We start from the raw sequence: 24,797 nt of genomic DNA on the forward strand, positions 1-24,797 counted from the left end.
TAGTTATTGATACAAATAACAAAAATTTAAAGGTTTGAAAGTAGTTAAATTCGGAGGTAAATCTTTGGCAAACGGAAAAGGTTTGCAACATGTTTTAGAAATTATCATTTCTAAAATAAAAAAGAAAGAGCAAAATATTTATGTTTTGTCGGCTAGAGGAAGCGCGACCAATGATTTGGAACGAATTCTGGAAAAAGCAAAAAGGAATACTTCTTATAAAAAAGCTTTTCAAGAATTTAAAGATTACCAACTAGAGCCCAATGCAACTATTGATTTTTCAGAAGAGTTTGATCTTTTGGGAAAAATATTTGAAGGGGTAAATTTGTTAGGTGATTACAGTCCCAAAATTAAAGATTTAGTTTTGGCTCATGGCGAGTTGTTGGCTGGGAAATTAGTGGTAAGTCAGCTAACGTCTAAAGGAATTCAAGCACGTTTTGTAGACTCAAGAAATTTATTAAAAACAGATACAACCTTTGGCGAGGCCGAATTGTTAGAAGAATTGACAAAGTACAATGTGGTTGAGTATTTTAAAAATACCGACCCAAATGAAGTTCAAATCGTAACCGGTTTTATTGCTTCAAGTATTGAAAATGAAACCACTACTTTGGGTAGAAATGGAAGTAATTATTCTGCGGCTTTATTGGCAAATTATTTAGATGCGGAGACCTTAGAAAACTATACACATGTAGATGGAATTTATACGGCTAATCCCGATTTAGTTTCAAATGCTCGTAAAATTGAAAATTTATCTTTTAAAGAAGCCAATGAACTGGCCAATTTTGGAGCGTATATTTTAAATGCAAAAGCCATGATTCCTCTTATAGAAAAAGGAATTCCGTTGCGTATATTAAATACATTTGACACCACTAATGAAGGAACTTTAATTACAAAAGATCACAAATCTAAAGACGGAATCAAAGCTATTTCTGTATTGGAAAACATGGCCTTGATCAATTTAGAAGGAAAAGGTCTTTTAGGAAAAGTGGGGGTAGATGCACGTGTGTTTACGGCCTTGCAAAAAGAAAATATTAGTGTTAGTATTATCTCTCAAGGCTCTTCAGAAAGAGGAATAAGCTTTGTGGTAAATGCCAACCAGTCTAGAAAAGCGAGAGAAGCTTTGGCTAACGAATTTAATTTAGATTTTATCAGTAAGGATGTCACTAAAATTGAAGTCCGACAAAATGTATCTGTCGTTTCTACCTTAGGAAAAACCTTGGCTTCCTTCAATAGTTCTTATAGTGCTTTGATTAGAAATAGTATTGAACCTATTTTAATGAACAATACCGTTGCCGGAAGAAATGTTTGTTTGGTGATTGATAATAAAGATTTACACAAAGCTGTAAATGTTATACACGGTGAAATTTTTGGAGTTTCTAAAAAAATAAACATCGCTGTATTTGGTGTTGGTTTGGTAGGAGGTACACTTGTGGATCAAATACTAGAAAGCAAGTCGAAAATTTTAGCACGTAAAGGTGTTGAGTTAAATATTTTTGCTGTTGCAAATTCAAAGAAAGTTGTTTTAAATGCACAGGGTATTCAAAATAACTGGAAAAAAACTTTAGCAGAAGAAGGACAAGAAATTGGAGTGGCTGAAGTTGTCGCTTTTGCAGATACGCATCACTTAGAAAATTTAATTGCAGTTGATAATACGGCAAGTGCTCAATTTGTAGACCATTATATTTCTTTGGTAGAAAGTGGTTTTAATTTGGTTTCATCAAATAAAATAGGAAATACAATTTCTTTCGAGTTTTATGAAGAATTAAGACGTGTTTTAAAGAAGAATAAGAAAAGTTATTTATACGAAACCAATGTTGGAGCCGGATTGCCCTTAATTGATACCATTCGAGTATTGCACTATTCAGGTGAAAATATTACTCGAATCAAAGGGGTGTTTTCTGGAACTTTAAGTTATTTGTTCAACAATTATTCTGCAAACGACGAACAGTTTAGTCAGGTGTTAAAAGGAGCTGTTGATCAGGGATTTACAGAGCCAGATCCAAGAGAGGATTTAAATGGAAATGATGTCGGTAGAAAATTGTTAATTTTAGCAAGAGAATTGGAGTTGAAAAACGAATTTTCTGATGTGCAAATTCACAACCTAATTCCTGAAACATTAAGAGACGGAGACACCGCTACTTTTTTAAATAATTTAGAGCAATTTGATCCTATTTATAAAGAAATAAAAGAGCAACAAGAACCTGGAAATGTATTGCGATATATTGGCGATTTACACGGAGATTTGTCACAAGACAAAGGAATCTTAGAAGTCAAATTAATTTCAGTTTCTCCGGAGTCTGCTTTAGGGCAAGTAAAAGGTGCTGATTCGATATTTGAGATTTATACAGAATCGTATGGAGAGCGCCCAATAGTGATACAAGGAGCAGGTGCAGGTGCGCATGTAACGGCAAGAGGGGTTTTCGGAGATATATTAAGACTTTCTGAAAGCGGACTTTAAAAAAAATAAATTATAAATGTTGCGTTGTAGTTACTATAATTAATATACAATTCAACCTTTGAACGATTACACAATGGAAAATAGACATTTTGAAACGGAAGCAGTCAGAACACAATCTGAAAGAACGCAACACAAAGAACATTCAACACCCTTATATTTAACTTCAGGGTTTGTATTTGATGATGCTGAAGAAATGCGTGCCTCTTTTGCCGAAGAAAAACAACGTGATTTATACAGTAGATATAGCAATCCGAATACTTCGGAATTTATAGAGAAAATTTGTAAAATGGAAGGAGCAGAAGATGGTTTTGCTTTTGCTTCTGGTATGGCAGCTATCTATTCTACGTTTGCGGCTTTGTTAAGTTCAGGAGATCATATTGTATCTGCTAGATCTGTTTTTGGCGCTACACATGGTTTATTTACCAAGTATTTTCCAAAATGGGGAATTGAAACTTCTTATTTTGCTGTAGATGCTTTGGATACCGTTGAAAGTTTAATTCAACCAAATACAAAATTTATTTATGCAGAAACTCCTACAAATCCTGGAGTCGATGTATTGGATTTGGAAAAACTAAGTGCCATTGCAAAAAGGCACAATGTTTTGTTGATCATCGACAATTGTTTTGCGACTCCTTACTTACAACAGCCTATTAAATTTGGTGCCGATTTGGTCATCCATTCTGCAACAAAATTAATTGACGGACAAGGAAGAGTTTTAGGAGGTATTACCGTAGGATCAAAAGAACTGATTCGTGAAGTGTATCTGTTTTCTAGATTAACAGGACCTTCGTTGTCGCCCTTTAACGCTTGGGTACTTTCTAAAAGTTTAGAAACTTTGGCGATTCGTTGTGAAAAACAATCGGACAATGCGTTAAAATTAGCAGAATTTTTAGAAGAACATCCAAAAGTAAAATGGGTGAAGTATCCGTTTTTAAAATCGCATCCTCAATACGAAGTAGCCATCAAACAAATGAAACTTGGCGGAACCATTGTGGCCTTTGAAGTAGCAGGTGGTGTAGAAGGAGGTAAAACATTTTTTGATCATATCAAAATGTGTTCTTTGTCGGCTAATTTAGGAGACACAAGAACCATTGTAACACATCCAGCATCTACTACGCATGCCAAGTTAGAAAAAGCAGATAAAGAAGCTGTAGGTATTTTAGATGGTACGGTAAGGTGCTCTTTAGGATTGGAACATATAGATGATATTATTTTTGATATCAATCAGGCATTAGAAACAATTTAAATTTAAAAAAGACCGAACATTTTGTTGGGTCTTTTTTTATACCCACAGTTAAATGATTATTTTTAGGCTTTAATAAAGATAACTAAAGGATGATAGAAACGGTTGAGGAGAACAAGGAATTAACTATTTGGGAGGCACTCATTGCCGTATTCGTTTTGATTGGTTTATTGGCTTTGAATATTTTTTGGTTTGAAGGCGTACTTTTAGGAGATTATTCCAATCAATTTATTTTATTATTTGCAGCGTCTGTTGCACTTGTCATAGGTTTAAAAAATCAAGTCTCAATAACAAAAGTTTTAAACGAAATAGGGAACAATATTAAAAGTGTTGGGGTACCTATTGTTATTTTAATGTTGGTTGGCGCTTTGGCAGGAACTTGGCTTATAGGTGGGGTCATTCCGGCTATGGTTTATTATGGATTGCAAATTTTAAATCCGAGTATTTTTCTTCCGGCTTCCGTAATTATTGCAGCAATTATATCCATTGCTACTGGAAGTTCATGGACAACCTCTGCTACGGTAGGAATTGCATTGATTGGTATTGGTAAAGCTTTGGGAATTGATGCAGGAATGATTGCAGGTGCTGTAATTTCTGGTGCTTATTTTGGTGATAAAATGTCGCCTTTGAGTGATACAACAAATTTAGCTCCAGCCATGGCAGGAACGGATTTGTTTACGCATATTAGATACATGACACTTACCACGGTGCCCACTTTAATTGTCACCTTAATTGCTTTCGGAATTATAAGTCTGAATATTGATACGAGTGGTGTTGCAGATATCAGTGATTTTTTGGCTTCTATAAAGGCTACTTTTACAATTACACCTTGGTTATTTGTCGTACCCATTGTTGTTGTAACCATGGTTTTACTAAAATTCAAACCTTTATTGGCCTTACTAACAGGCGTGGTTTTAGCAGCCATTTTTTCGGTAGTTTTTCAAAGTGAAGTTTTAGCGATTATTTCTGACAACACTTCAGCAAGTATTTTACAAGCTGTTTTTTTTGACGTAACTATTGAAACAGATAATGAAGCTTTGAATGAATTATTTAGTTCTGGTGGAATGCTAGGTATGCTATGGACCATTTTATTAATTCTATCCGCTATGGTCTTTGGTGGCGTCATGGATGCCATTGGTGCCCTATCTAAAATAACAAATGCTTTGCTAAAATTGGCGACTTCCGTTTTCGGTTTGTTTGTAAGTACTGTATTTAGCTGTATTGGTTTAAATATTGTTGCTTCAGATCAGTATTTAGCAATTGTTATCCCAGGGAAAATGTTTAAAAAAGCATATGAAGATAAAGGGTTGGCTCCTGAAAATTTAAGTAGAACTTTGGAAGATTCAGGAACTGTAACTTCTGTATTAATTCCTTGGAATACCTGTGGAGCCTATCAATCTGGCGTACTAGGTGTGTCTGTTGCCGATTACTTTGTGTATGCCTTTTTTAATTATTTAAGTCCTATTACAACTTTGCTATTTGCAGCGTTCAGAATCAAAATAAAACAATTAGCCAAAGACTAATTTTTCTTTTAAATAGATCTAAAAAAATGAAAATTGCTTTAAGATTAAGTTTCCTTATTTATTTGTTAAGTATAACAAATAGCATTGCACAACAAGAATTTTCCATAGAGAAAAAAACATCAAGAATTCGATTAAGCGGCGAAACCATGCATATGGATGGTGAAGACAATATCGGTATGATTGGAATAGGTTATGATCTTTTTGGGTTGGTGAAAAAACATCCAAATGTTTATTTAGGGGTGAACTCATTTTCTGCTATGACAGGTGAGCGAGCAGGGATATTTTCTTTTGGAGTTTCGGCTGGACTTAAAAAGAGGTTTTTCAGAACTTCTTTATTTTACGATGTAGGAGTTTATGTTGGTGGCGGTGGTGGCGGTGGCGCACCTGATGGAGGAGGTTTGATTGTAAGACCGCATTTTGAATTCGAACAAAGAGTGTCAAAAGGACTTTCTTTAAGAGCTGGTATTGCCAAAATAGATTTTCCAACAGGAACCATTTCAAGTACACATTTTAGTTTTGGATTGACTTTAGATGAAAGTTTTTATTTGGCTTCCGAAAAAGTAAATACCAACTTTGAACGTTTTTCTAAGTTTAAAAATAGTACCAACCGACTTTCATTTGTGAATACAATGTACACAAGTTATCAAGGAGAAGTGGTAGAAAAAGGTAATGTGACCTTTGTACCAGGATCAAAAATTGAATTGATCGGTATTCAATTTGATAAATACATTACCCCAAATTTTTATGGTAGTTTAGAGTTTAATGGTGCATATGGTGGCGGTGTTGATGGATTTATGTCTTATTTTATTGGTGGAGGTATGACACTTCCTATTTGGAAAGATAAATTGTTTTATGACTTTAGAGCGCTCGTTGGACCAAGTGGTGGAGGTGCTGTGGCTACAGGAGGAGGTGCTTCATTTCAAATAGAAACAGGACTAGGAATTCAAATTTTTAAAGATTATCAGTTGAAAGTATTAGCAGGAAAAACCTTTGCACCTGGTGGGACTTTTGAAGCTTTTCATTACGATTTTGTGTTTGGAAAAACTATAGAGCTTTTTGGTGGGATTTCAGATAAATCGCCACAAAAATTCAATATAAAAACAGAGGACTATCAGTTACAAGATTTTTCATTCTCGGTTTTTAACAGAACTTATTTTCCACCAGCTCTAAAGGATAAAAATGGTATTTCGTATGACCATTCTTTTAACTTAATTGGATTTGAAGTCGCCAAAAGATTGAATAAATATGTAAGTTTGGTTGGGGCCACAATTTGGGCCTATCAAGGTAGTTATGGTGCATATGGTGAAGGTTGGGTTGGTGTTATTGGGCACCAAGCTTTAAAAAATAATTGGGAACTCAATGCAAAAGTAATGGCCGGTGCTGGAGGAGGTGGCGGAATTGAACTAGGTAGTGGTTTGTTGTTTCAATACACCGCTGGTATTGAGAAAAAAATATCAGAAGGAATTTCTTTATTTTCAAATATTGGACGGTTTAAACCTTTAAAAGGAAATTTTGATCCTCTAATTTTAGATATCGGCGTTAAATTTCAATTGGGACAGCTGGTACTTAAATAAAACGACTGCTTCACTTTTTCTGAACTCGGACCTTTTGTTAAAGGCTAGTTAAAATAAGTTAATGCGTAGTTAAACTAAAAAAAGCAACGCTTTCATTTTATATATTTGGACTGTAATTAATAATTCAAGTATAAGAAAATGAAAAAAACAGCAAATTTAGTTTTTGTAGCCTTTTTAGGTGGAGCCATTTCATTAGGAGGTTATAAATTGTTTGTAGAGAAAAATAGTACTACAAATGAAACCGTAAGTCATCAAGTGGAAGATACATTAGTTCCAATTCAAACTAATTTTAGTTATGTAAATTCTATTGCTGCGGAAAAAACAGATTTTGTAACTGCAGCTGATAAAAGTTTGAATGCCGTAGTTCATGTAAAAAACACGTCAGTTCAAAATGTAAGAGATCCTTTTGCTGAACTTTTTTATGGTCGTTCTCAAGGACGAAAATACGAACAAGTTGGAACAGGAAGTGGTGTTTTAATTTCTTCTGATGGTTATGTAATTACAAACAATCATGTAATTGATAACGCTACCGATATCGAAATTACCTTAAATAATAAAAAAGTATACAAAGCGACTTTAATTGGGGCAGATCCATCTAATGATATTGCCCTAGTAAAAATTGAAGGCGCTGAATTTGATTATATTCCTTTTGCTAATTCAGACAATGTAAAAGTTGGAGAATGGGTATTGGCAGTTGGAAATCCTTATAATTTAACTTCCACAGTAACTGCGGGTATTATTAGTGCTAAAGGAAGAGACTTGGAAGGAAATTCTAATATAGAATCATTTATACAAACAGATGCCGCCGTAAATCCGGGAAATAGTGGAGGTGCCTTGGTAAATACTAGAGGTGAATTGGTAGGAATCAATACGGCGATTAGCTCTAAAACAGGAGCCTTTGTAGGTTACTCTTTCGCAGTACCTTCTAATATTGCTAAAAAAGTAGTTGAAGATTTAATGGAGTATGGAAATGTCCAAAAAGCATTGATCGGAATTCAATACGACCCGAGTAAAGATGATTTAGAAGGAGTACGTATTACAGCGGTTACAGAAAATGGAGGCGCTAAAAAAGCAGGATTGCAAGAAGAAGATGTAATCGTGAAAATAAATGATGTAAAAATTACTAAGTTTTCTGATTTAAAAGGCCAATTGAATGCAAAACGTCCTGGAGATAAAATCAATGTAACCGTTTTAAGAGGTGATAAAAAGTTAACAAAAGTTGTAGAGTTGACAGAAAACAGAACCGCAAAAATTAATGCTTTCGGTTTTTCTTTAGAGAAATTATCACCAAAAGAAGCAAAGAAATTGAACAATCATGGAGTTAAAATTTCTAAAATTCAAAATGAAGAATTGTTATCACTAGGTGTTGAAGAGGGAGCTGTATTGGTAGAAATAAACGGCAAAGAAATTAAGACTATTGAAGAAGCAGAACAAATGCTGAACAATAGAAATAGAGGATATTTAAAATTAGGAATTTTAAACCTTGAAGGAGAAAAAGAAAATTACATATTTAGATAGTTTGGTTAGTTTAGTTAATAGTGAAAATAGCTCGGGTGGTTCCGAGCTATTTTTTTTGCATTATTTTCTTAAAAGTATAAACTTTCTCTACAAGGGATGCTTAGCTAGCAACTATTGGTACAAACTAGCTGTTTTTTACAAGTAAGTAAAAATTAGACCAAAGAATCGCTAGAAATAGTGTCCTTAAGCCCTACAAAGTCATAGATGTTTCTATCCAATAAATGTGATGGATATACATTTTGCAAAGCATTCATCATGATAGAAGTTCTGTCAGGAAATTCTACTTCCCAATCGGCTATCATTTGTTTTACTTTTTTTCTTTGTAAATTTTCTTGAGAACCACATAGATTGCAAGGGATAATTGGAAATTGCATGTGGTCAGAATACACCTCAATATCACTTTCCTTACACAAAGCTAAAGGTCGCAATACAACCAACTCTTCCGCATCATTAATGAATTTTGGAGGCATGGCTTCTAATTTTCCTGCAAAAAAGAAATTCAAGAAAAAGGTTTCAATTATGTCGTTTCTATGATGTCCCAATGCTAGTTTATTACAGCCTAAAACTTTAGCAGCTTCGTATAAAGTTCCTCTTCTTAATCTAGAACAAAGGCTACAGGTTGTTTTGCCTTCAGGAGTTTTGTCCATCACCACTTTATAGGTGTTTTTTTCGATGATTTTATACGGAACTTTTAAGTTTCCTAAATAAGTAGGTAAGATTTCTTCAGGGAATCCAGGTTGTTTTTGATCTAAATTCACCGCAATAATTTCAAAAGAAATTGGAGCAACTTTTTGGAAATGCAACATCATTTCTAAAAGGGTGTAACTATCCTTTCCTCCAGATAGGCAAACCATGATTTTATCGCCATCTTCTATCATTGTAAATTGCTGAATAGCTTCACCTACCGCACGATGCAATTTTTTTGTAACCTGTTTAATATTCTCCATGGAGGCAAAAATAATACTTAGTTACTTAGAATAAAAACTTAAATGACGTAATGAATATGTGTTAGCCAATAAAAAGGTTTAGGTTTCATAAAACGTAGCGAAGAAATAGAGTTCCTTAACTTTTAATTTCCTTTTTCTGAATTAATTTTAATAAAAGTATGGCAATAGCAATAGGGGCTACTATGTAGCGAGAAATATTTTTAATATCCAACAGACTGATTCCTTTTGAGTTGGGGTGAATAAGATATTTGTCTATAACACACAGTAAAATAACGGCTAGTATTAGGAGTAAGACAAGGGTTAAGAATTTTTTTAACTTCAGAAGGAACTTAAGCATTGTAATTGTTTTTATGAATTCGGAAAAATAAGGCAATTTGAGGAAAATCAAATGTTTTAATCATAGAAAAAAAGTCAGTTTTTGTTTCATTGCAATATTTTTATTTAAACATCCAACATCCAACATCCAACATCCAACATCCAACATCCAACATCCAACATCCAACACCCAACAGAAACACTTTTTGCTAAACTGAATTAAGTAATAGCAACCGTACTAACGCCGTTACTTTTTTTAGTGATCTTAATTTGTGTTGGAATGCGTTCTTTTAAATTTTCTACATGAGAGATGATGCCAATCATTTTACCTTGCGACTGCAATGTTTCTAAGGTGGAAATTACGGTTTCTAAGGTGTTGCTATCCAGAGTCCCAAAACCTTCATCTATAAATAAAGAGTCTATTTTTACATTTTTACTAGCTAAATCAGACAAGCCCAAAGCCAAGGCCAAACTGATAATGAATTTTTCTCCACCACTAGAGGTATCTACCAAGCGGGCCTGGTCTGTTTGGTAATGATCTATCAAATTAAAATTCAATTCCTCCTTCGGTTTATACGCTTCTTCCATTTTTAAAGAATACCGTTTGTTTAATTGGTATAAATGTACATTGGCCAAATCCAATAAATGTTTTAAAGTCAAACGCTGTACATAAACGTTAAATGCATCTTTAGAATTTCCAATGAGCTTAAATAATTCTTTCCAAACCAAACAAATTTCTGTTTGTGCAGCAATTTTTTGATAGGTTTCCTTATTTCTATTTTTGATTTCTTCGTCTTTTGTAAAGGCTTGTACAATTTTCCCTTTTTCGGTTAAAAAATGCCTGTGTTTATGACTAAGTTCTTGGAGTAATGTTTTGTTTTCTACTTCAGTTGTTTCAAAGTTTTTGACTTTGTTAAGGTTTTCTGTTGCTTTTAAATTGGCTTCTTTGTGTGTTTTTAAACGGACTTGTTTTTCTTTTATTAGCTCCTTGTTTTTCGTGAAATTCTTTAAATCCTCTTCTGTCAGCAAAGCTTTTTCAATGGCTTCTTTATTTTCAAAATCACTGCTTTTTAACTGCGTAACAAATTTTGTTTCTAAACTAGTTAGGTGTTCTTTTAAATCAACTTGTTCTTTTGTGTTTTTAACTTTTAAGGTGTTGTTTTGAGTTTGTAAATCTAAATCTTGTTGGAGTGCTAGCTTACTTTGTTCAAGTTGTTTAGTGAAACTCGTTTTTGCTTTTTGTAAACTTTCTCGCTTGGTCTCTACAGAGATAGCCAAAGGTAAAATTGCATTTCGATCAATTTTTAGCTCAGTAATTTTAGCAGAAGTAGCTTTCAAATATTCTAGAGTAGTGTTTTGCGCTTTCAATTCTGCGCTTAGCTTTTCTTTGTTGTTCTCTAGTTTGGTTTTTGTTACTTTTAAATGGGAAAGTAATTGGTCTAAATTCTTCTGTGTTTTTGTGAAAATAGCGATGAGAGTTTTTAGTTCTGATATAAATTGAGAACTTTCTTCTGTAGAAGGTAATGGGTAGTTAAACTTTGCCAATTTATTCGTCAAACTAGTTTCTAAGGCTGTGCAACTTGTTTCTAAATTACGAATCGTTTTTTGTTTATCGCTAATTTCTGTGGCAGTATTTTTATTTTTTTCAAGAAGACTAGTGATACCGATTTCTATTTTACGAATAGCATTATTTTGAAAGGTAAAATCGTTCGATAGTTTGTCCTTCTCTTTTTGTAATTGCTGCGACGTATGTAATTGTGTTTCTAATTTTGTAAGCTGTTCTTGTGTTTTTTTTAATTCACTGGCAATGGATGCTGTATTATATATGTCACAAGTAGCATGTAACTGATTGGCTTTAGATGCAAGCTCTTTTACTTCTTCATGAATGTTTTCTATTTGCTGAGTAAAACTTTTAATAGAGGTGTTGAGCGCCACTTCTTTTTTATCCCATTCTGTTTTTGACAAAATAAGCGCATTCAGTTTTTCTTTTCGCTGTTGAAATTCTTGTTCAGATTTTGAAACACCAGCACTTTTTAGATCTTCGGCAAACGGATGTTCTTTAGAACCACACAAACCACAAGGAATTCCTTTTGTTAAGTTTTTACGATCTGCTTCATATTTAGCAATACTTTTTTCTAGCTCTAAAATTTTTTCAGCATCGGTCACCGTTTTTTCTTGCTGTTCAATTTTATCTTTTAAGTCCTTAATTTGTTTTTTACTTGTTTCTAGTTCTTCCGTATCCCGTTTTTGCTTTGCTAATAAATCGCTTTCCTCTTTTTTTATTTTAAGGACTTGTTCAGAATAGTTTTGTAATTGCTTCCACTTTGCTTCCGTTTCGGATAATTTTGTTTGGGAAGCCAATAAATCTTCGACTTTATTTTTGGCTAACTGCAAGTTAATAGCTACAAGTTCTTTTTCTGTTTTTTTTAATTTCTCAACTTCAACATTCAGTAATTCATTGCCATCTTTTAGACGTTTTTTTGTTTTGTCAATTTCTTTATTTTTAAGATCAACAAAGGTAGTAGCTTCTTTTAGTGCGACTTTTTTTTCTTTAAGTGAAGCCATTTCAATAGCCCAATCGGAAATTTCTAGCTCTACATTTTTTAAGAATTTATGTTCTGTTAAATAAGCTTCATCCACTTTAATTTTGGAAGTGAATTCTTCTATTTCTTTATTTAAGTGTTGTTTTTCGGTATTAAAATTCTCAATATTTTTGTTAATGGAAAGACTTTCAGACTCTGTTTTTTTGAGCGTATCAAGCTCACTTTTAAGGGTATTGTCTAAGTTGTTAATCTTATCAAATTTCGGTAGCCAAGTATCAAATTCCTGGTCGACCTTATTTAAAGCTTCCGAATCTTTTTGAGTTTGTAAACTTAGTTTTTCAATTTTCGGTGTTAGTTCTTGAAGTTGTTTTTCTAAGCGTTCTATTTCTTTCGATTTTTCAAGAAATTCTTTTTCTGTTCTGTTTAAGTTTTGAAGCAAGTCTTTAAAAGGTGCGGCTTTTTCATTTAAATCTAAGCCTTGAAGTTCTTCTTTGTGTTTTTCAATAAATACTGCTAATTCTTGTGTTTCCGTTTCAAGTTTTTCAGCGTCATTAATAATATCTTGAAATTTCTGGTACCAACTTTCAACAAGCCGTGCAGCTATAATTTCTTTTTCTGTAACTTTAATTTGAAGGTCTAATTCTTTGTCTTTCTGATGCAATGCAATTTTGGCTTCTTCGCTTAAAATATCATCGGAATTAATTTTGGATTGAATATCTCTTAGTTTAGTGTCCTCGTTTGATTTTCGATCTAAAATTCCCTGGCCTATTTTTTTGTAAATTTCTTCACCGGTAATTTGCTCTAATAGTTTTCCTTTTTCCGGACCTTTGGCGGATAAGAAAGAAGCAAATTCTCCTTGTGCCAACATCACAGATCTTAAAAACTGATGGTAGTCTAATTGAGTTACGTTTACTACTTCTGAAATAAGGGCCCTTTTTTGTGTGGCTAAAATGGCGCCAGTAGTTAAGTTTTTTAAACTGACTTCTTCTTTGGCATTTTTATATTTTTTTCCGGAGGCATCGGCTACTCTAATTCCCCAAAAAACTTCATAAACAACGGCATCATTTTCAAAAGTAACTCTACTAAAAGCATCATGAGCACTATGACTCACAACATCTAGCAAGGTGCCTTTTGTTCCGTTAAAACGCGGTACGTTGTGGTACAATGCAATGGTTATGGCATCTAAAATGGTTGTTTTTCCAGCGCCTGTAGAGCCTGTAATGGCGTACAACCCCACATCTTTAAAGACTTCATTTTCAAAATCGATGACAATAGGTGTATCTGATTTTAAGGAATTTATATTTTGTAATTCTACTTTTAAAATTTTCATTACTGTCGGGACTTATTGATTTTTAACGGCTTGTAATATTTCATTGAAGGCATCCCAAATTGCGGGATTTTCTTCTAAATCATAACCCATTTCTGCACATTTTAGTTTGAAGACTTCTGTTGGTAAAAGCTCTTTTATAGATTTTGTGTTTTCTAATAATTCTTCTATACCAATATTTTTTCTTTGATTTTTTAAAGAAGTTTTTAAAATTTCAAAGCCATATTTTTCAGCCTCATTTTTTAATTCCTCCGTGTTTATCGTATTATCTTCATCCAACACAATTTCTACCCAAGGAGTTAATTGAAACGAATTAGAAATGATTTCAGGAAAGGCATGGATGCAATCTGCCATTTTCCCTGTTACTTTATAAAAGTTTCTAAATCGAGGAATGACAATTTCTTTGATGTCGTTTATTGTATTGTCTTCAACGCTTAAAACAAGTATTTTTTTAGCGTAGTTAATTTCGCTAAAACTCAAAATAGTTGGAGAACCAGAGTAGCGAACCTTTTCATTTCCGCCAATTATTTGGGGTCTATGTAAATGTCCTAATGCAACATAATCAAAATAAGCAGGGAAATCTTCAGCACCAATATGCCCCAAAGTACCCACATAAATATTTTGTTCACTGTCGGAAACCGAACCACCAATAGCAAATAGATGTCCCAAAGCAATTACGGGAGCATTGCTCGTATTAATTGCTTGGCAGTGGTCTGCGGCAGTTTGGTAGTGATTGATCAGGGCTGTTTTGTATTTGTCGGTTAGTTCTTCAAAGCTTTCGCCTGCAACCGCACGTCTAATATCGCCATCTCGTAAATAAGGTACTGCTGCAATAATTACTTTTTCAGTGTGTACATCAATCTCAAAAATTTCGTTGGAAATTGCTTCAGTAGCTTTTCCTACGACTTTTATAGATAAGGCACTTAAAATATCTTTTGGAGCATTTAAAGTTCCTGGTGAATCATGATTTCCGCCAGTAATAATAATGGAGGAACAAGAAGTACTTTTTAAGCTCACTAAAAAATTATAATACAATTCCAAACTTTGGTTTGAAGGAGAACCTGTGTCAAAAACATCACCTGAAATTAGGAGTATATCAATTTTTTCAACGTTGATATAATTTTCAATCCAAGCTAAAAAAAGCATTTGCTCTTCTAGTTGAGATTGTTCATGTAGTCGATGTCCTAAATGCCAATCGGCGGTGTGCAATATTTTCATGAATGTACTAAGCTGGCTATACGTCGTGCAGTTTATTGCCTTACTGTTTGTTTTTTGTGAAAATTAATTTCAAATTTGAAAGAAGTTTACCAAACAGTTGGGAAATAATAGTATGAGAATGTTATAGCGATTTAAATTCTGTTTCAAATTTAAAAGTACTCTTATTTTGAATAGTAAGAAAATTTTGGAAAAGAATTATTGCTAAGAAAAACATGTATTTAAAGGTATAGAAACTCAGTTTTTTTGAGTGTCCTTTTAATAAAAACGAAAAGAGTCAAACAACACATAGTTTTCTTTTTCAGGTAGCTGTTCTCCCATAAAAGAAAGGTTTTCCAAACTATTGTGTACGCTAAATTTGTGTTTTATTTTAATATCGGTTTGTAAGCTTTTAACAAGAATAGTATTGATATACCATTTTACAAAATATTTTTTATTGACGGCTGTTAACTCCATTTTAAAAGTATGCCATTGTTCAGTAGCAACGGTAAATGTTCCAGATGAATTTGGGTGGTTTTGGGATGTACAATGAACAGTTGCTTCATTCGGTTTCGCATTTGCTTCTTTTCGATCTTCAATATTTCCTGAACCAATTTCAAAATCTAGTTCATAGGGTCTTTTTCCTGAATGGTAGATAAAAGCACCAATACTACATTGGTCGTGCAGGTTAAATTTTGGGACATAAATTTTCCATTCATAAGTGCCTATGCCAAAATCTTTTCGTTTGGTTTTTACTTTTACTCTATCCGTGCTATTTGCGCGAGTGGTAATTTTTAAAGTTTCCTTTTCTAATTGATAGGATTTAGGGTGTCCAAAGGAATTGTCTTTCCAATAGGTATTAAAATTTTCTTGATTGTTGAAGGTTTCGACAAAAGGAAGGTTTTTTACTGTAGCTTTTTTTAGAAATAAAGGATGGGTGCAACTAGTCATCATTACGATTGTTAGTATCAGAAATTTTAAGGAAAAGTTACCCATTAAAAATTGCAAATTGGATTTAGCTTTAAATATAGCTTTTTTTAAGAACTATTGGGGTTCGGAATTGTATATAGGCAATCAAGTGTTTATTAGAGGTCAATAGCCTTTTAGATTTAAGGGGAACAGAACAAATTGAATGAACAATATGCGTTTTCCACTTTCTACTATTCATTTCTTACTTTCCAAGCCACATTGAACACAATTTGTAAACAATTCTGGCACCTACATTTCCATCCCATTCCTTAGTGCCTACCTCACATAGGTCAAAGCCAATCAATATTTTTCCTGAATTGATAATTTTTTCCAACAAATAAATCAGTTGTTCGTACGTAAGTCCGCCAGGAACGGGGGTTCCGGTTGTAGGGCATAAGTCAGGATTTAAGCCATCTATATCTAAACTGAAATATACTTTTTCAGGCAGTTTTGATAAAATGTTTTCACAAATAGCATTCCATGAAATTCCATTAAAAAGTTGATTTTTTATAGAATTATCAGTTAAAACAGTAATATTATTTTCTTTCGCATAATTTATTTCAGCTTCACAATAATCGCGAATACCAATTTGTACTAGTTTGGATACAGCAGCTATTTGTTTTGTAACATTGTAAAAAATACTGGCATGTGAATAACTAAATCCTTCATAGGCTTGACGCAAATCCAAATGTGCGTCTATTTGTAAAATTCCAAAGTTTTGATGGATTTCACCAAGCGCTTTGATATAGCCAAAAGGAGTACTGTGATCCCCTCCAATTAATCCCACCAATTTATTTTGTGAGAACAGCAATTTACTTTCGTTGTATATATAGGCATGAAATTCAGTACAACCAGAGTTTATTTCCTCTAAAAGCTTTGCGTTTGTGGGAAGCTCATTTTCTAATGTATAAATGTGTTGCTCAGCTTTTGTTCTAAGTTTATTGTTTATGGAAATCCATTCCTTTGAAGATGGGCGCATATAGATGCCTTTTTTCCATGAATTTGGATAGTCGACATCGTATAAATCTAGTTGAGAGGAGCAGTTTAAAATATTTTGTGGCGCTTTGGAAGTTCCGGCTCCGTAAGAAACAGTAACATCCCAAGGAGCGGAAAGGAGAACAATTTTTGCTTCCTTTTCTTCAAAAGGTAAACCAATAAAATGGCCATTGTCTTTCCCAATTCCATTTGGATCGAAGTCTTTATACATTAGTTTTTGTGCATTGAAAAAAAATAATGTGTAAAATTATCAAAAAAAGATAATATTTTTGCTTTTTTTATAAAACTAAAATACAAATAATATACACTTTAATAGGAATATAAATTATGTCTAAAGTAATGATCATCGGCGCTGGAGGAGTAGGGCGTGTAGTTACCCAAAAATGTGCTTCTATCCCAACTGTTTTTTCTGAAATAATGTTGGCAAGTAGAACCAAATCTAAATGTGATATCATCGCAAATGAAGTAGGCCAAGGAAAAGTTGTCACCGCGCAAGTAGATGCCGATAATGTACCTGAGCTGGTCGCTTTGATTAATCAGTTTAAGCCTAAGATGATTATCAATGTGGCGCTTCCATATCAAGATTTGAATATTATGGATGCTTGTTTGGAAACAGGAGTTCATTATTTAGACACAGCAAATTATGAACCTTTAGAGGAAGCTAAATTTGAGTATTCTTGGCAATGGGCTTATCAAGAGCGATTTAAAAAAGCCGGCTTAACAGCAATACTAGGTTGTGGTTTTGACCCTGGGGTTACAGGTGTTTTTACGGCTAGAGCTGCCAAACATCATTTTGATGAAATACACTATTTAGATATTGTAGACTGTAATGGAGGTGATCATGGAAAAGCTTTCGCAACCAACTTTAACCCAGAAATTAACATTCGAGAAATTACTCAAAACGGTCGTTATTGGCAAGATAATGAGTGGGTGGAAACAAAACCTTTTGAAATAAAGCAAGTACTGAATTACCCGAAAATTGGAGGTAGAGATTCTTATGTATTGTATCATGAAGAGTTAGAATCACTTACAAAAAATTTTCCAACTATTAAACGGGCTCGTTTTTGGATGACTTTTGGTCAGGAGTATTTAACACATTTACGCGTCATCCAAAATATAGGAATGGCACGTATAGATAGCATTAATTATAAGGGTGTGGATATAGTTCCTTTGCAATTCTTAAAAGAAGTATTACCAGATCCTGGAAGTCTTGGAGAAGATTATAGCGGTGAAACTTCTATTGGTTGTCGTATTAAAGGCCTTAAAGATGGAAAGGATAAAACCTATTATATCTGGAATAATTGTAGTCATCAAGCTGCATACGACGAAACAGGTGCTCAAGGTGTTTCTTATACGACAGGTGTGCCTGCCATGCTGGGTGCCATGATGTTTTTAACAGGAGAATGGAAAAAGCCAGGAGTGTACAATGTTGAAGAATTTAATCCGGACCCATTTTTAGAGAAATTAGCAGCACATGGATTGGCATGGCATGAGGAGGTAAATATAGATTTAGAGTTCGATTATAATGAATAATGTAATAACGTCACCTGCATATGTGATAGACATGGCATTGTTACGTAAAAACTTAGAGCTAATACAATATGTGCAGGAGCAATCTGGAGCAACTATTATATTAGCTTTTAAAGGGTTTTCTACTTGGGGTACATTTCCATTGGTAAGAAATTACGTTAAAGGAGCAACTGCCAGTTCATTGAATGAGGCAAGGTTGTGCTTTGAGGAAATGGGGTCTTTGGCTTACACGTATTCTCCAGCTTATCATCCAGTAGATTTTGAAAAAATATGTAAGTATTCAGGGCATATTGTATTTAATTCATTATCGCAACTGGAACGATATTATAAAGAGACGCAAGAGGTTTCACATTCAATTTCATGTGGACTGCGTGTTAACCCTGAATATTCTGTGGTGGAGACGGATTTGTACAATCCTTGCGCTCCGGGTTCCAGACTAGGTGTGAAGGCATCTTTGCTTCCAAATAAATTACCAAAGGAAATTGAAGGTTTGCATTTTCATGTATTGTGTGAGTCTTCTGCAGAGGACTTGGTAGCGGCGTTGGCACTTTTTGAAAAAAAATTCAGTAAATATTTCTACCAATTAAAGTGGGTGAATTTTGGAGGAGGACATTTAATGACTAGTAAAGGATACAATGTTGATTTGTTAATTCGTACGCTTCAAGCTTTTAAGGAAAAACACAAATTGGAAGTGCTTTTAGAACCTGGTTCTGCTATTGCATGGGAAACAGGTGTTTTGATTTCTGAGGTATTGGACCTGGTGGCAAGTGATGGAATTACAACTGCAATTTTAGATGTGTCTTTTACTGCACATATGCCCGATACGTTAGAAATGCCCTATAGGCCAAAAGTTAGAGATGCACAAGATGCCATTACCGGTGGACAGTTTAATTATAGATTGGGTGGGGTAAGTTGTCTTGCCGGAGATTATATGGAAGCTTATGATTTTGGAAAAGAATTAAAGATAGGCGACCGAGTAGTTTTTGAGGACATGATTCATTATACCATGGTTAAAACTACCATGTTTAATGGTGTAAATCATCCAGATATTGTTTTGTTAAATGAAGATAAAAGTACGAAATTACTTAAGAAATACGATTACGAGCATTTTAAAGGAAGATTAGGCTAACTGAACATATTCTTTAGATGGCTAGCTCTCAATTGCTATGTTTTTTAATGAAATAGCAATTCGTGATATTTTGAATGATTATTTAATTTGCATTTCATTTTTTAAAATCTGAGCAACAGCCTGTTTGTACTTTATAGGGTTTGACGCCTTTTTTATGGCTTTGTAAGTTTTTTGAGGGTTACTTGTGGCTTGTGAAAAGTATTCCCAAAAACCTAACATTTTCATTTTTATGGGTGTAGGGCCAGATAAATATTCGTCATATTGTTTGTAAATAGTGTCATGAAATTCAGAAAAAATTTCCCATCTATTGTCAGGATATTCGGTAGTATTATTTTTGATCATGCTCGGCAAAAAAGGATCTGCAATTAAACCACGGCCAATCATAAAATGATCAATGTTTGGAAATTGCTTTTCTATGGCTTTAAACGAAGAAATACTTGTAATGTCGCCATTGTAATACAATTTATGTTTGGTACTGTGTAGGCATTTTTCGAAAGCTTCTAAGTCAACGGGACCTTTGTAAAGTTGCTTTCCAATTCTAGCATGTATCGCAATATTTTTAAGCGGGTATTCATCTAACATCGGAAATACTTCCAAAATCTCTTGCGCATTTTCATAACCCATTCTCATTTTCATAGAGACAAGAATATCGGTTTCATTGTGTGCTTTATGTAAAACTTCTTGAATTTTTGAAGGATTGCAAATTAAGCCTGAACCCATGCCAGATTTGGCCACCATAGGGTAGGGGCAACCCAAATTCCAATTCAATTCTTTGTAGCCTAAACTTTGTACATATTTGGCTACATACACAAATTCATCCGCATCATTGGTAATTATTTGTGGAATAACTTCTAAGGTCGTATTGTTTTCAGGCAGTAAATCATTTTGATATGATTGCTTGATTTTCAACTTTCCATTGAGTCGGATATACGGAGAATAAAAAGTATCAATTCCACCAAAATAATGTTGAAAAGCATTGCGAAATCTGAAATCGGTAAAACCTTGTAAGGGTGATGAAAGGAGAGTAGTTGCCATCTTCATAATTAATAAGACAAAGATAGGTCAATTGAAGGTATGTTTATATATTGTTGTTGGTATTTGATTTTTCGTAAAGCAAATTAGCACTTAAATATTACTTTTTATCCCAAATACCAACGTTTTATTTTTAGAAACTTTTAATTAAAAGCTGTTAAATTTTGTTACCTAAAAACTTTTGAAACTTTTTAGGATTGCAATCTTCATCGCCAATAAGCAAATAATAGATCATTCCAGCATCTGAAATGTCTGCTCTTTTTTCATTGTGTTTTTTCATACAAGTCCATATCCAAGCTATGTCTTTATTTTTATGATTTTTTAGCCAATTCCATACACTCCAATCCTGATTAGAACTTAAACCTTCGTTTGGATTGTTTTTATTGTTTTGGTCTTTTATGCGTTTGAATATCAGTCGATTTTCACTTAATTCGAGAACATCGTCTATAGTGTGATGCTCAGGTCTTCTTAAATGATGATCGTTATAATGGCTATGTGAAATGACATATACGTTCAACAGAGCAGTTTCATTACCTTCTTCAATAACCAGCTGTATTGCTTGGTATAAGAATTCGGAAGGTCCCATATTGATAAAATATAATGGGTCCATTGGTGTGGATTTTTCTATTTCGTGCTTGAGGTGTTTTATGGCTTCTTTTTTATGAGTTCCTACATCGAAGAAATTATTCTTATCAAAATTCCATCTTTTAATGGATCCATCAACTCCTTCTTTCATGTAATTTCTTACTGTAGTGTGAGGAGGAGATGGCGTGAAATTATTGTACGAAAAGTGAACTAATTTTTCTTGAAGCTTTTGTTTAGCTAAAATAGCCAAAGCTGCAGGAGTAGCTCCCCAGTCATCAGGGTCAGCGTAGTTATATCTTCCCTTGTATTCTAAGTCCGGTTGTGCATTCCCATCTGCGCTACAAGCAATTCTATGATTGTTGTATTTCAAGGCTTGTGCATTTGATAGTTTTGGAATAATCATCAAAAGTACAATGATGAATTGACAGCTTATTTTGTTCATGTTTTTGTTTTTTTATTCGCAGCTAATGGTTTCTGTTCGGGATTTAGATTTTTCCATGGCTACCTCATTGGTCATGCCTTTTGATAAGACAATTTTATCTAACTGGAAAAACTCTGATCTCGCACAAATTTTTAATGAATACTCTCCTGCAGCAGGAAATTCAACATTGTACCACGAACTCGCTTTTGGATTGTGTAAATCTAAAACACCTCCATAGGCAAAGTCACCTTTTCCTCGGCTGACAAACTTTTCATACTGTTCTAATACTACCGATTGGTCATTTACCCAGGCCCTACCATAGTTGTTAGGAAAATAAATCCAAACATCATTAGATTTATCACCTTCTGCCTCATCGGGTTGTCTCATATACCATTTTACAAGATATTTCGAAGCTCCGTTAATTGTGAATTTTATGGAAATTTCATGCGTAAGATTTTGACTGTTGTAACTATTGCTTCCGTAGTATTCAATATATTTTCCTCCAGAAGCTTTTTCATCTTCAACAACGCGCCATTTTCCTTTTAAATCGAAACTTTCAGCTTCTAATATTAGTAAGCCGTCTTTTTCAACGATTTTACAAACTTCAGCTTCTTCGCTTTGTGTTTCTTCTTCATTTTCTGTTTCCTCTATGTTTTCCATTTCAATTTTTGATTGTTCTTTGGAACAAGAATTAAATAAAAAAGCAGTTATGACAAATAAAGATAAAATAGAAGCGTGGAACCGATTCGTAGAAATTGTGTTTTTCATGTGTTTAGTTTTTTTATAAAATTTGAACAATTTAAATACCGCTGTTCTGAACAGATATTAAATTGTGTACTTGTTTTTTCAAAATTGCATTTTTAAAGACGAAATAAGGCGGTTTACGACTTTACAATAACTTTACAATTGCCGTAAATGCCCTTGTTTTGCTTAGCAGTAAGATGGTAAATGAATTTAAAGATGTACATTTCCAATATGAAACGGATTTTTTATTTAGTAGTTTTTTCAATTTTGTTTTTAGGGCCATTTTATGGTATTTCAAAAAACATTTCATTCAAAAATCACTCCTTATTTGTAGCCGATTTATTGAAAATAGAAGGTGTACAGTCAAGTTTTTTCAAAGAAAAATCAAAGGACACGCTTATATTAATTAAAGAACATTTAGAAAATGCTGATCAACATAAGAATAATAGTTTGTATGCTGTGGCCTACGAGCATTTATGGAAAGCAATGCTGTTAGCAAATACAATAAACGCTACTGATAAATTGGTTGCTATACATAGTGAGTTAGGAATGCTATATGGTATTTATGGTCAAGAAAAGGAAGCGATTGAACACAAAAAAAAATCTTTGTTTTATGCTAAATTAAGTGAACAGCCTATTAAAAAAAGAGAGAATGGCTTGTTAAAAGCGTATTACAATTTAGCCGTGCAATATCGCAAAGCTAAAAATTACGATCAGGCATTGGTTTATTTAGATTCTTGCTCCTATACCGAAAACAAAAACAGAGCAATATTTAGAGAGAATGCCTATGTACAAGCAGAGAAAGGAAATATAGCTTTACAAAAAATGGAGTTGGCCAAGGCTGAAATTCTTTTGTTAAGTTCAAAAAAGTTGTTAGAGCATAAAAACAAACATTATTTGGTTGTGGTTTATTCTTTTTTAGGTGACTTGTATATCGCTAAAAAAGATTTGGAAAAAGCTATTTATTATTATGAAAAAAGCTTGACGAGTATGTTTGACTTTAAATCGCATACGGATTTAAAATCGGATGTTTTTAAAAAAATATCAATGGCCTATAAGGAACAAAAACAACTAGACAAGGCTTATCAGTATTTAGAGGCTTCTACAAAAATTGCGGATAGTTTGTTCAGCATGCGAAGTCAAAACAACAGTAGGTTATTCGAAATTAAAAACAGCTATAAAGAGGCTGTAGTTGAAAAGGATAAAAAAATACGACAACAGGAGAATGTACTTGTCAATAAAAAGAAAATTCAAACACGATTAATTTTTGGGATTATCATTATTTTTTGCGTGTTTTTTCTATGGATATTTGTTTCTTCTTACAAAGAAAAACTTCGTAAGCTAAAGACTGAACAAGAGAAATCGGCACTGAAGATAAAACACAATCAGGAAAAATTAGCCATCGTTTTGGAAACAAAAAGTAAAGAACTTACGGTGTCGGCATTGCAATTAATAGATAAAGATAAAAACATAGATAAGTTGTTAAAAGCTTTAAAACTTAGTGCCCCAAAAACGTATGGAAAGGTAAAGCGAGAAATTGTAAATGGAAATAAAGGTTTGTGGGAAACTTTTAATTTGCGGTTTACAGAAGTAAACAGCGATTTTTACGTGCGTTTAAGAGCGCGACACGCAACACTTACCCCAACGGAACAAAAACATTGCGCCTTAATGAAACTAAAATTTGATAGCAAAGAAATGGCTAGATTGTTACATATATCCATAAGCAGTGTGCATATGTCTAGGCATCGTATTAGAAAAAAAATAGGCCTACAAAGAAATGAAGATTTAAGTAATTATATTGATACGATTTAGTGTGTTCTCTATGAAATTTAATGAATGTTTTTTATCCAACATCCAACATTTTACTTATTCTTTGGCTCCATGACTTTTAGCCGTTTCAATCCAGTGTTCAGAAATAGCTTTTGGATCTGCTCCCAAGGCCTTTGATAAATGCAAAGCCAAGCCTATTAGAAGTATTGAAGCCTCTCTGACTTCTTGAAAAGTAGCCACAGCTCCAAATTTTTCTTGGGCTTTTGCTAGAAGTAATTCATTGTGTTTATGAGCAAATAAAACAGGATCTTCAATGGTTGAATCTATATTAGGTAGCATCAACGTGTCTATCCATTCATTACCTATTCTTTCGGCTAATACTTCAGGAAGTTCATTCCCCATTGCTCTCCACTGACTAAGGGTTTCTGTGTCGCCAGATTCTGACAAACCGGATTCTAATAACAATTCGAAACCGATATCTGCTATGTTTTGCATGATCGTTAAATAGGCATCTTGTGCTTTTTCAAAAGGTTCGGCACCCTGGCCTTTAAGATAAGCACCGACCGTTAATTTGGGTAATTCTAAAACTTCAGCGCAGTCGGTTAAACAAGGAAATTTGGCTCCTTGGTAAATGTATTGTGCTTTTTCAAATTGTATTTGCCGACCTAAAGGATACAAACGGCAAGCTAAAGGGCGACCGAGATGCACACTACACCCCATATGGTCTATATATTGACTGCAAGCATTTTGTCCTTTGTTGTCTTGTTTTCCATCAAAGCGTAAACGTATACCTCCAAACTCGCAATATTGATCGCGAAATTCTCTGGCAGTAATTTTTTTCTCTTTGCTAAAACTTAACAATTCCCATGGGTTTAACATTACTGCTTTACCAAAACAACAAGTTCCAGCACGAGAGCAGGTTAGTGGTAATATACTGTCAGAATTTAGTTGGGTTGTTTGCATGTGTTACTTGATTTAGGGA

17 protein-coding genes are annotated in these 24,797 nt (G+C 33.7%); 8 read left to right on the top strand and 9 right to left on the bottom strand.

The window, feature by feature from the left end; translation table 11 throughout:
- The first annotated feature begins 34 nt into the window (after positions 1-34).
- The 5 genes from thrA to FGM02_RS14975 all read left to right on the top strand — a co-directional run bounded on the left by thrA (position 35) and on the right by FGM02_RS14975 (position 8,313).
- Positions 35-2,455, top strand: a complete 2,421-nt coding sequence (thrA, locus tag FGM02_RS14955) for a bifunctional aspartate kinase/homoserine dehydrogenase I (protein ID WP_139959305.1) — start codon at positions 35-37, stop codon at positions 2,453-2,455.
- 73 nt (positions 2,456-2,528) lie between these two features.
- Complete coding sequence (locus tag FGM02_RS14960) at positions 2,529-3,701, top strand: trans-sulfuration enzyme family protein (RefSeq protein ID WP_139959306.1); 1,173 nt, start codon at positions 2,529-2,531, stop codon at positions 3,699-3,701.
- Positions 3,702-3,790: 89 nt separating this feature from the next.
- Entirely contained in the window at positions 3,791-5,221 is a 1,431-nt protein-coding gene (gene nhaC, locus FGM02_RS14965; RefSeq protein ID WP_139959307.1) for a Na+/H+ antiporter NhaC, read from the top strand.
- 26 nt (positions 5,222-5,247) lie between these two features.
- A complete protein-coding gene (locus FGM02_RS14970) occupies positions 5,248-6,795 on the top strand; it encodes a hypothetical protein (RefSeq protein WP_139959308.1) in 1,548 nt (515 codons plus the stop codon).
- 138 nt (positions 6,796-6,933) lie between these two features.
- Positions 6,934-8,313, top strand: coding sequence for a trypsin-like peptidase domain-containing protein (locus tag FGM02_RS14975; protein ID WP_139959309.1), 1,380 nt, complete (start codon positions 6,934-6,936; stop codon positions 8,311-8,313).
- Between the two features lie 152 nt (positions 8,314-8,465).
- Here the strand turns inward: FGM02_RS14975 and ttcA are convergent, their stop codons facing one another.
- From ttcA to FGM02_RS15000, 5 genes are all read right to left on the bottom strand, one after another.
- Entirely contained in the window at positions 8,466-9,260 is a 795-nt protein-coding gene (gene ttcA / locus FGM02_RS14980) for a tRNA 2-thiocytidine(32) synthetase TtcA (protein WP_139959310.1), read from the bottom strand.
- Positions 9,261-9,794: 534 nt separating this feature from the next.
- A complete protein-coding gene (locus FGM02_RS14985) occupies positions 9,795-13,448 on the bottom strand; it encodes an AAA family ATPase (RefSeq protein ID WP_139959311.1) in 3,654 nt (1,217 codons plus the stop codon).
- A 12-nt stretch (positions 13,449-13,460) separates the two neighbouring features.
- Entirely contained in the window at positions 13,461-14,663 is a 1,203-nt protein-coding gene (sbcD, locus tag FGM02_RS14990; protein WP_139959312.1) for an exonuclease subunit SbcD, read from the bottom strand.
- Positions 14,664-14,918: 255 nt separating this feature from the next.
- Positions 14,919-15,593, bottom strand: a complete 675-nt coding sequence (locus FGM02_RS14995; RefSeq protein ID WP_139959313.1) for a hypothetical protein — start codon at positions 15,591-15,593, stop codon at positions 14,919-14,921.
- A gap of 217 nt (positions 15,594-15,810) precedes the next feature.
- Positions 15,811-16,815, bottom strand: a complete 1,005-nt coding sequence (locus FGM02_RS15000) for an agmatinase family protein (protein ID WP_139959314.1) — start codon at positions 16,813-16,815, stop codon at positions 15,811-15,813.
- A 116-nt stretch (positions 16,816-16,931) separates the two neighbouring features.
- On the opposite strand from FGM02_RS15000, the gene FGM02_RS15005 reads away from it, so the two are divergent.
- Together FGM02_RS15005 and nspC are read left to right on the top strand one after the other, a co-directional pair.
- Positions 16,932-18,137, top strand: a complete 1,206-nt coding sequence (locus FGM02_RS15005) for a saccharopine dehydrogenase family protein (protein ID WP_139959315.1) — start codon at positions 16,932-16,934, stop codon at positions 18,135-18,137.
- A complete protein-coding gene (nspC, locus tag FGM02_RS15010) occupies positions 18,130-19,263 on the top strand; it encodes a carboxynorspermidine decarboxylase (protein ID WP_139959316.1) in 1,134 nt (377 codons plus the stop codon). Before FGM02_RS15005 ends, nspC begins: the two co-directional genes overlap by 8 nt.
- Positions 19,264-19,341: 78 nt before the next feature.
- On the opposite strand, the gene FGM02_RS15015 is transcribed toward nspC, so the two are convergent.
- The 3 genes from FGM02_RS15015 to FGM02_RS15025 all read right to left on the bottom strand — a co-directional run bounded on the left by FGM02_RS15015 (position 19,342) and on the right by FGM02_RS15025 (position 22,069).
- Positions 19,342-20,298 (bottom strand): tRNA dihydrouridine synthase, encoded by a 957-nt coding sequence (locus tag FGM02_RS15015; protein WP_139959317.1) that lies wholly within the window; start codon positions 20,296-20,298, stop codon positions 19,342-19,344.
- Between the two features lie 154 nt (positions 20,299-20,452).
- Positions 20,453-21,322 (bottom strand): hypothetical protein, encoded by an 870-nt coding sequence (locus FGM02_RS15020; protein WP_139959318.1) that lies wholly within the window; start codon positions 21,320-21,322, stop codon positions 20,453-20,455.
- Between the two features lie 12 nt (positions 21,323-21,334).
- The gene (locus FGM02_RS15025) at positions 21,335-22,069 is read right to left on the bottom strand and encodes a hypothetical protein (RefSeq protein ID WP_139959319.1); all 735 of its coding nucleotides are present in this window, start codon (positions 22,067-22,069) and stop codon (positions 21,335-21,337) included.
- 207 nt (positions 22,070-22,276) lie between these two features.
- Here FGM02_RS15025 and FGM02_RS15030 point away from each other — a divergent pair, with 207 nt between their 5' ends.
- Positions 22,277-23,857: a tetratricopeptide repeat protein gene (locus tag FGM02_RS15030; protein WP_139959320.1), complete on the top strand. Its 1,581-nt coding sequence runs from the start codon at positions 22,277-22,279 to the stop codon at positions 23,855-23,857.
- A gap of 54 nt (positions 23,858-23,911) precedes the next feature.
- Here the strand turns inward: FGM02_RS15030 and FGM02_RS15035 are convergent, their stop codons facing one another.
- Positions 23,912-24,778, bottom strand: a complete 867-nt coding sequence (locus tag FGM02_RS15035) for a YkgJ family cysteine cluster protein (protein WP_139959321.1) — start codon at positions 24,776-24,778, stop codon at positions 23,912-23,914.
- Positions 24,779-24,797: the final 19 nt, after the last annotated feature.

The organism is Flavicella sediminum (assembly GCF_006381105.1).
Lineage (GTDB): Bacteria > Bacteroidota > Bacteroidia > Flavobacteriales > Flavobacteriaceae > Flavicella > Flavicella sediminum.

Coding starts and splice junctions, on each gene's coding strand:
- FGM02_RS15035 (WP_139959321.1), bottom strand. CDS start 24,778: ATGCAAACAACCCAACTAAATTCTGACAGTATATTACCACTAACCTGC.
- FGM02_RS14970 (WP_139959308.1), top strand. CDS start 5,248: ATGAAAATTGCTTTAAGATTAAGTTTCCTTATTTATTTGTTAAGTATA.
- FGM02_RS15020 (WP_139959318.1), bottom strand. CDS start 21,322: ATGAACAAAATAAGCTGTCAATTCATCATTGTACTTTTGATGATTATT.
- FGM02_RS15015 (WP_139959317.1), bottom strand. CDS start 20,298: ATGGCAACTACTCTCCTTTCATCACCCTTACAAGGTTTTACCGATTTC.
- FGM02_RS14975 (WP_139959309.1), top strand. CDS start 6,934: ATGAAAAAAACAGCAAATTTAGTTTTTGTAGCCTTTTTAGGTGGAGCC.
- FGM02_RS14960 (WP_139959306.1), top strand. CDS start 2,529: ATGGAAAATAGACATTTTGAAACGGAAGCAGTCAGAACACAATCTGAA.
- FGM02_RS15025 (WP_139959319.1), bottom strand. CDS start 22,069: ATGAAAAACACAATTTCTACGAATCGGTTCCACGCTTCTATTTTATCT.
- FGM02_RS14995 (WP_139959313.1), bottom strand. CDS start 15,593: ATGATGACTAGTTGCACCCATCCTTTATTTCTAAAAAAAGCTACAGTA.
- FGM02_RS15030 (WP_139959320.1), top strand. CDS start 22,277: ATGAAACGGATTTTTTATTTAGTAGTTTTTTCAATTTTGTTTTTAGGG.
- FGM02_RS15000 (WP_139959314.1), bottom strand. CDS start 16,815: ATGTATAAAGACTTCGATCCAAATGGAATTGGGAAAGACAATGGCCAT.
- nspC (WP_139959316.1), top strand. CDS start 18,130: ATGAATAATGTAATAACGTCACCTGCATATGTGATAGACATGGCATTG.
- nhaC (WP_139959307.1), top strand. CDS start 3,791: ATGATAGAAACGGTTGAGGAGAACAAGGAATTAACTATTTGGGAGGCA.
- ttcA (WP_139959310.1), bottom strand. CDS start 9,260: ATGGAGAATATTAAACAGGTTACAAAAAAATTGCATCGTGCGGTAGGT.
- FGM02_RS14985 (WP_139959311.1), bottom strand. CDS start 13,448: ATGAAAATTTTAAAAGTAGAATTACAAAATATAAATTCCTTAAAATCA.
- sbcD (WP_139959312.1), bottom strand. CDS start 14,663: ATGAAAATATTGCACACCGCCGATTGGCATTTAGGACATCGACTACAT.
- FGM02_RS15005 (WP_139959315.1), top strand. CDS start 16,932: ATGTCTAAAGTAATGATCATCGGCGCTGGAGGAGTAGGGCGTGTAGTT.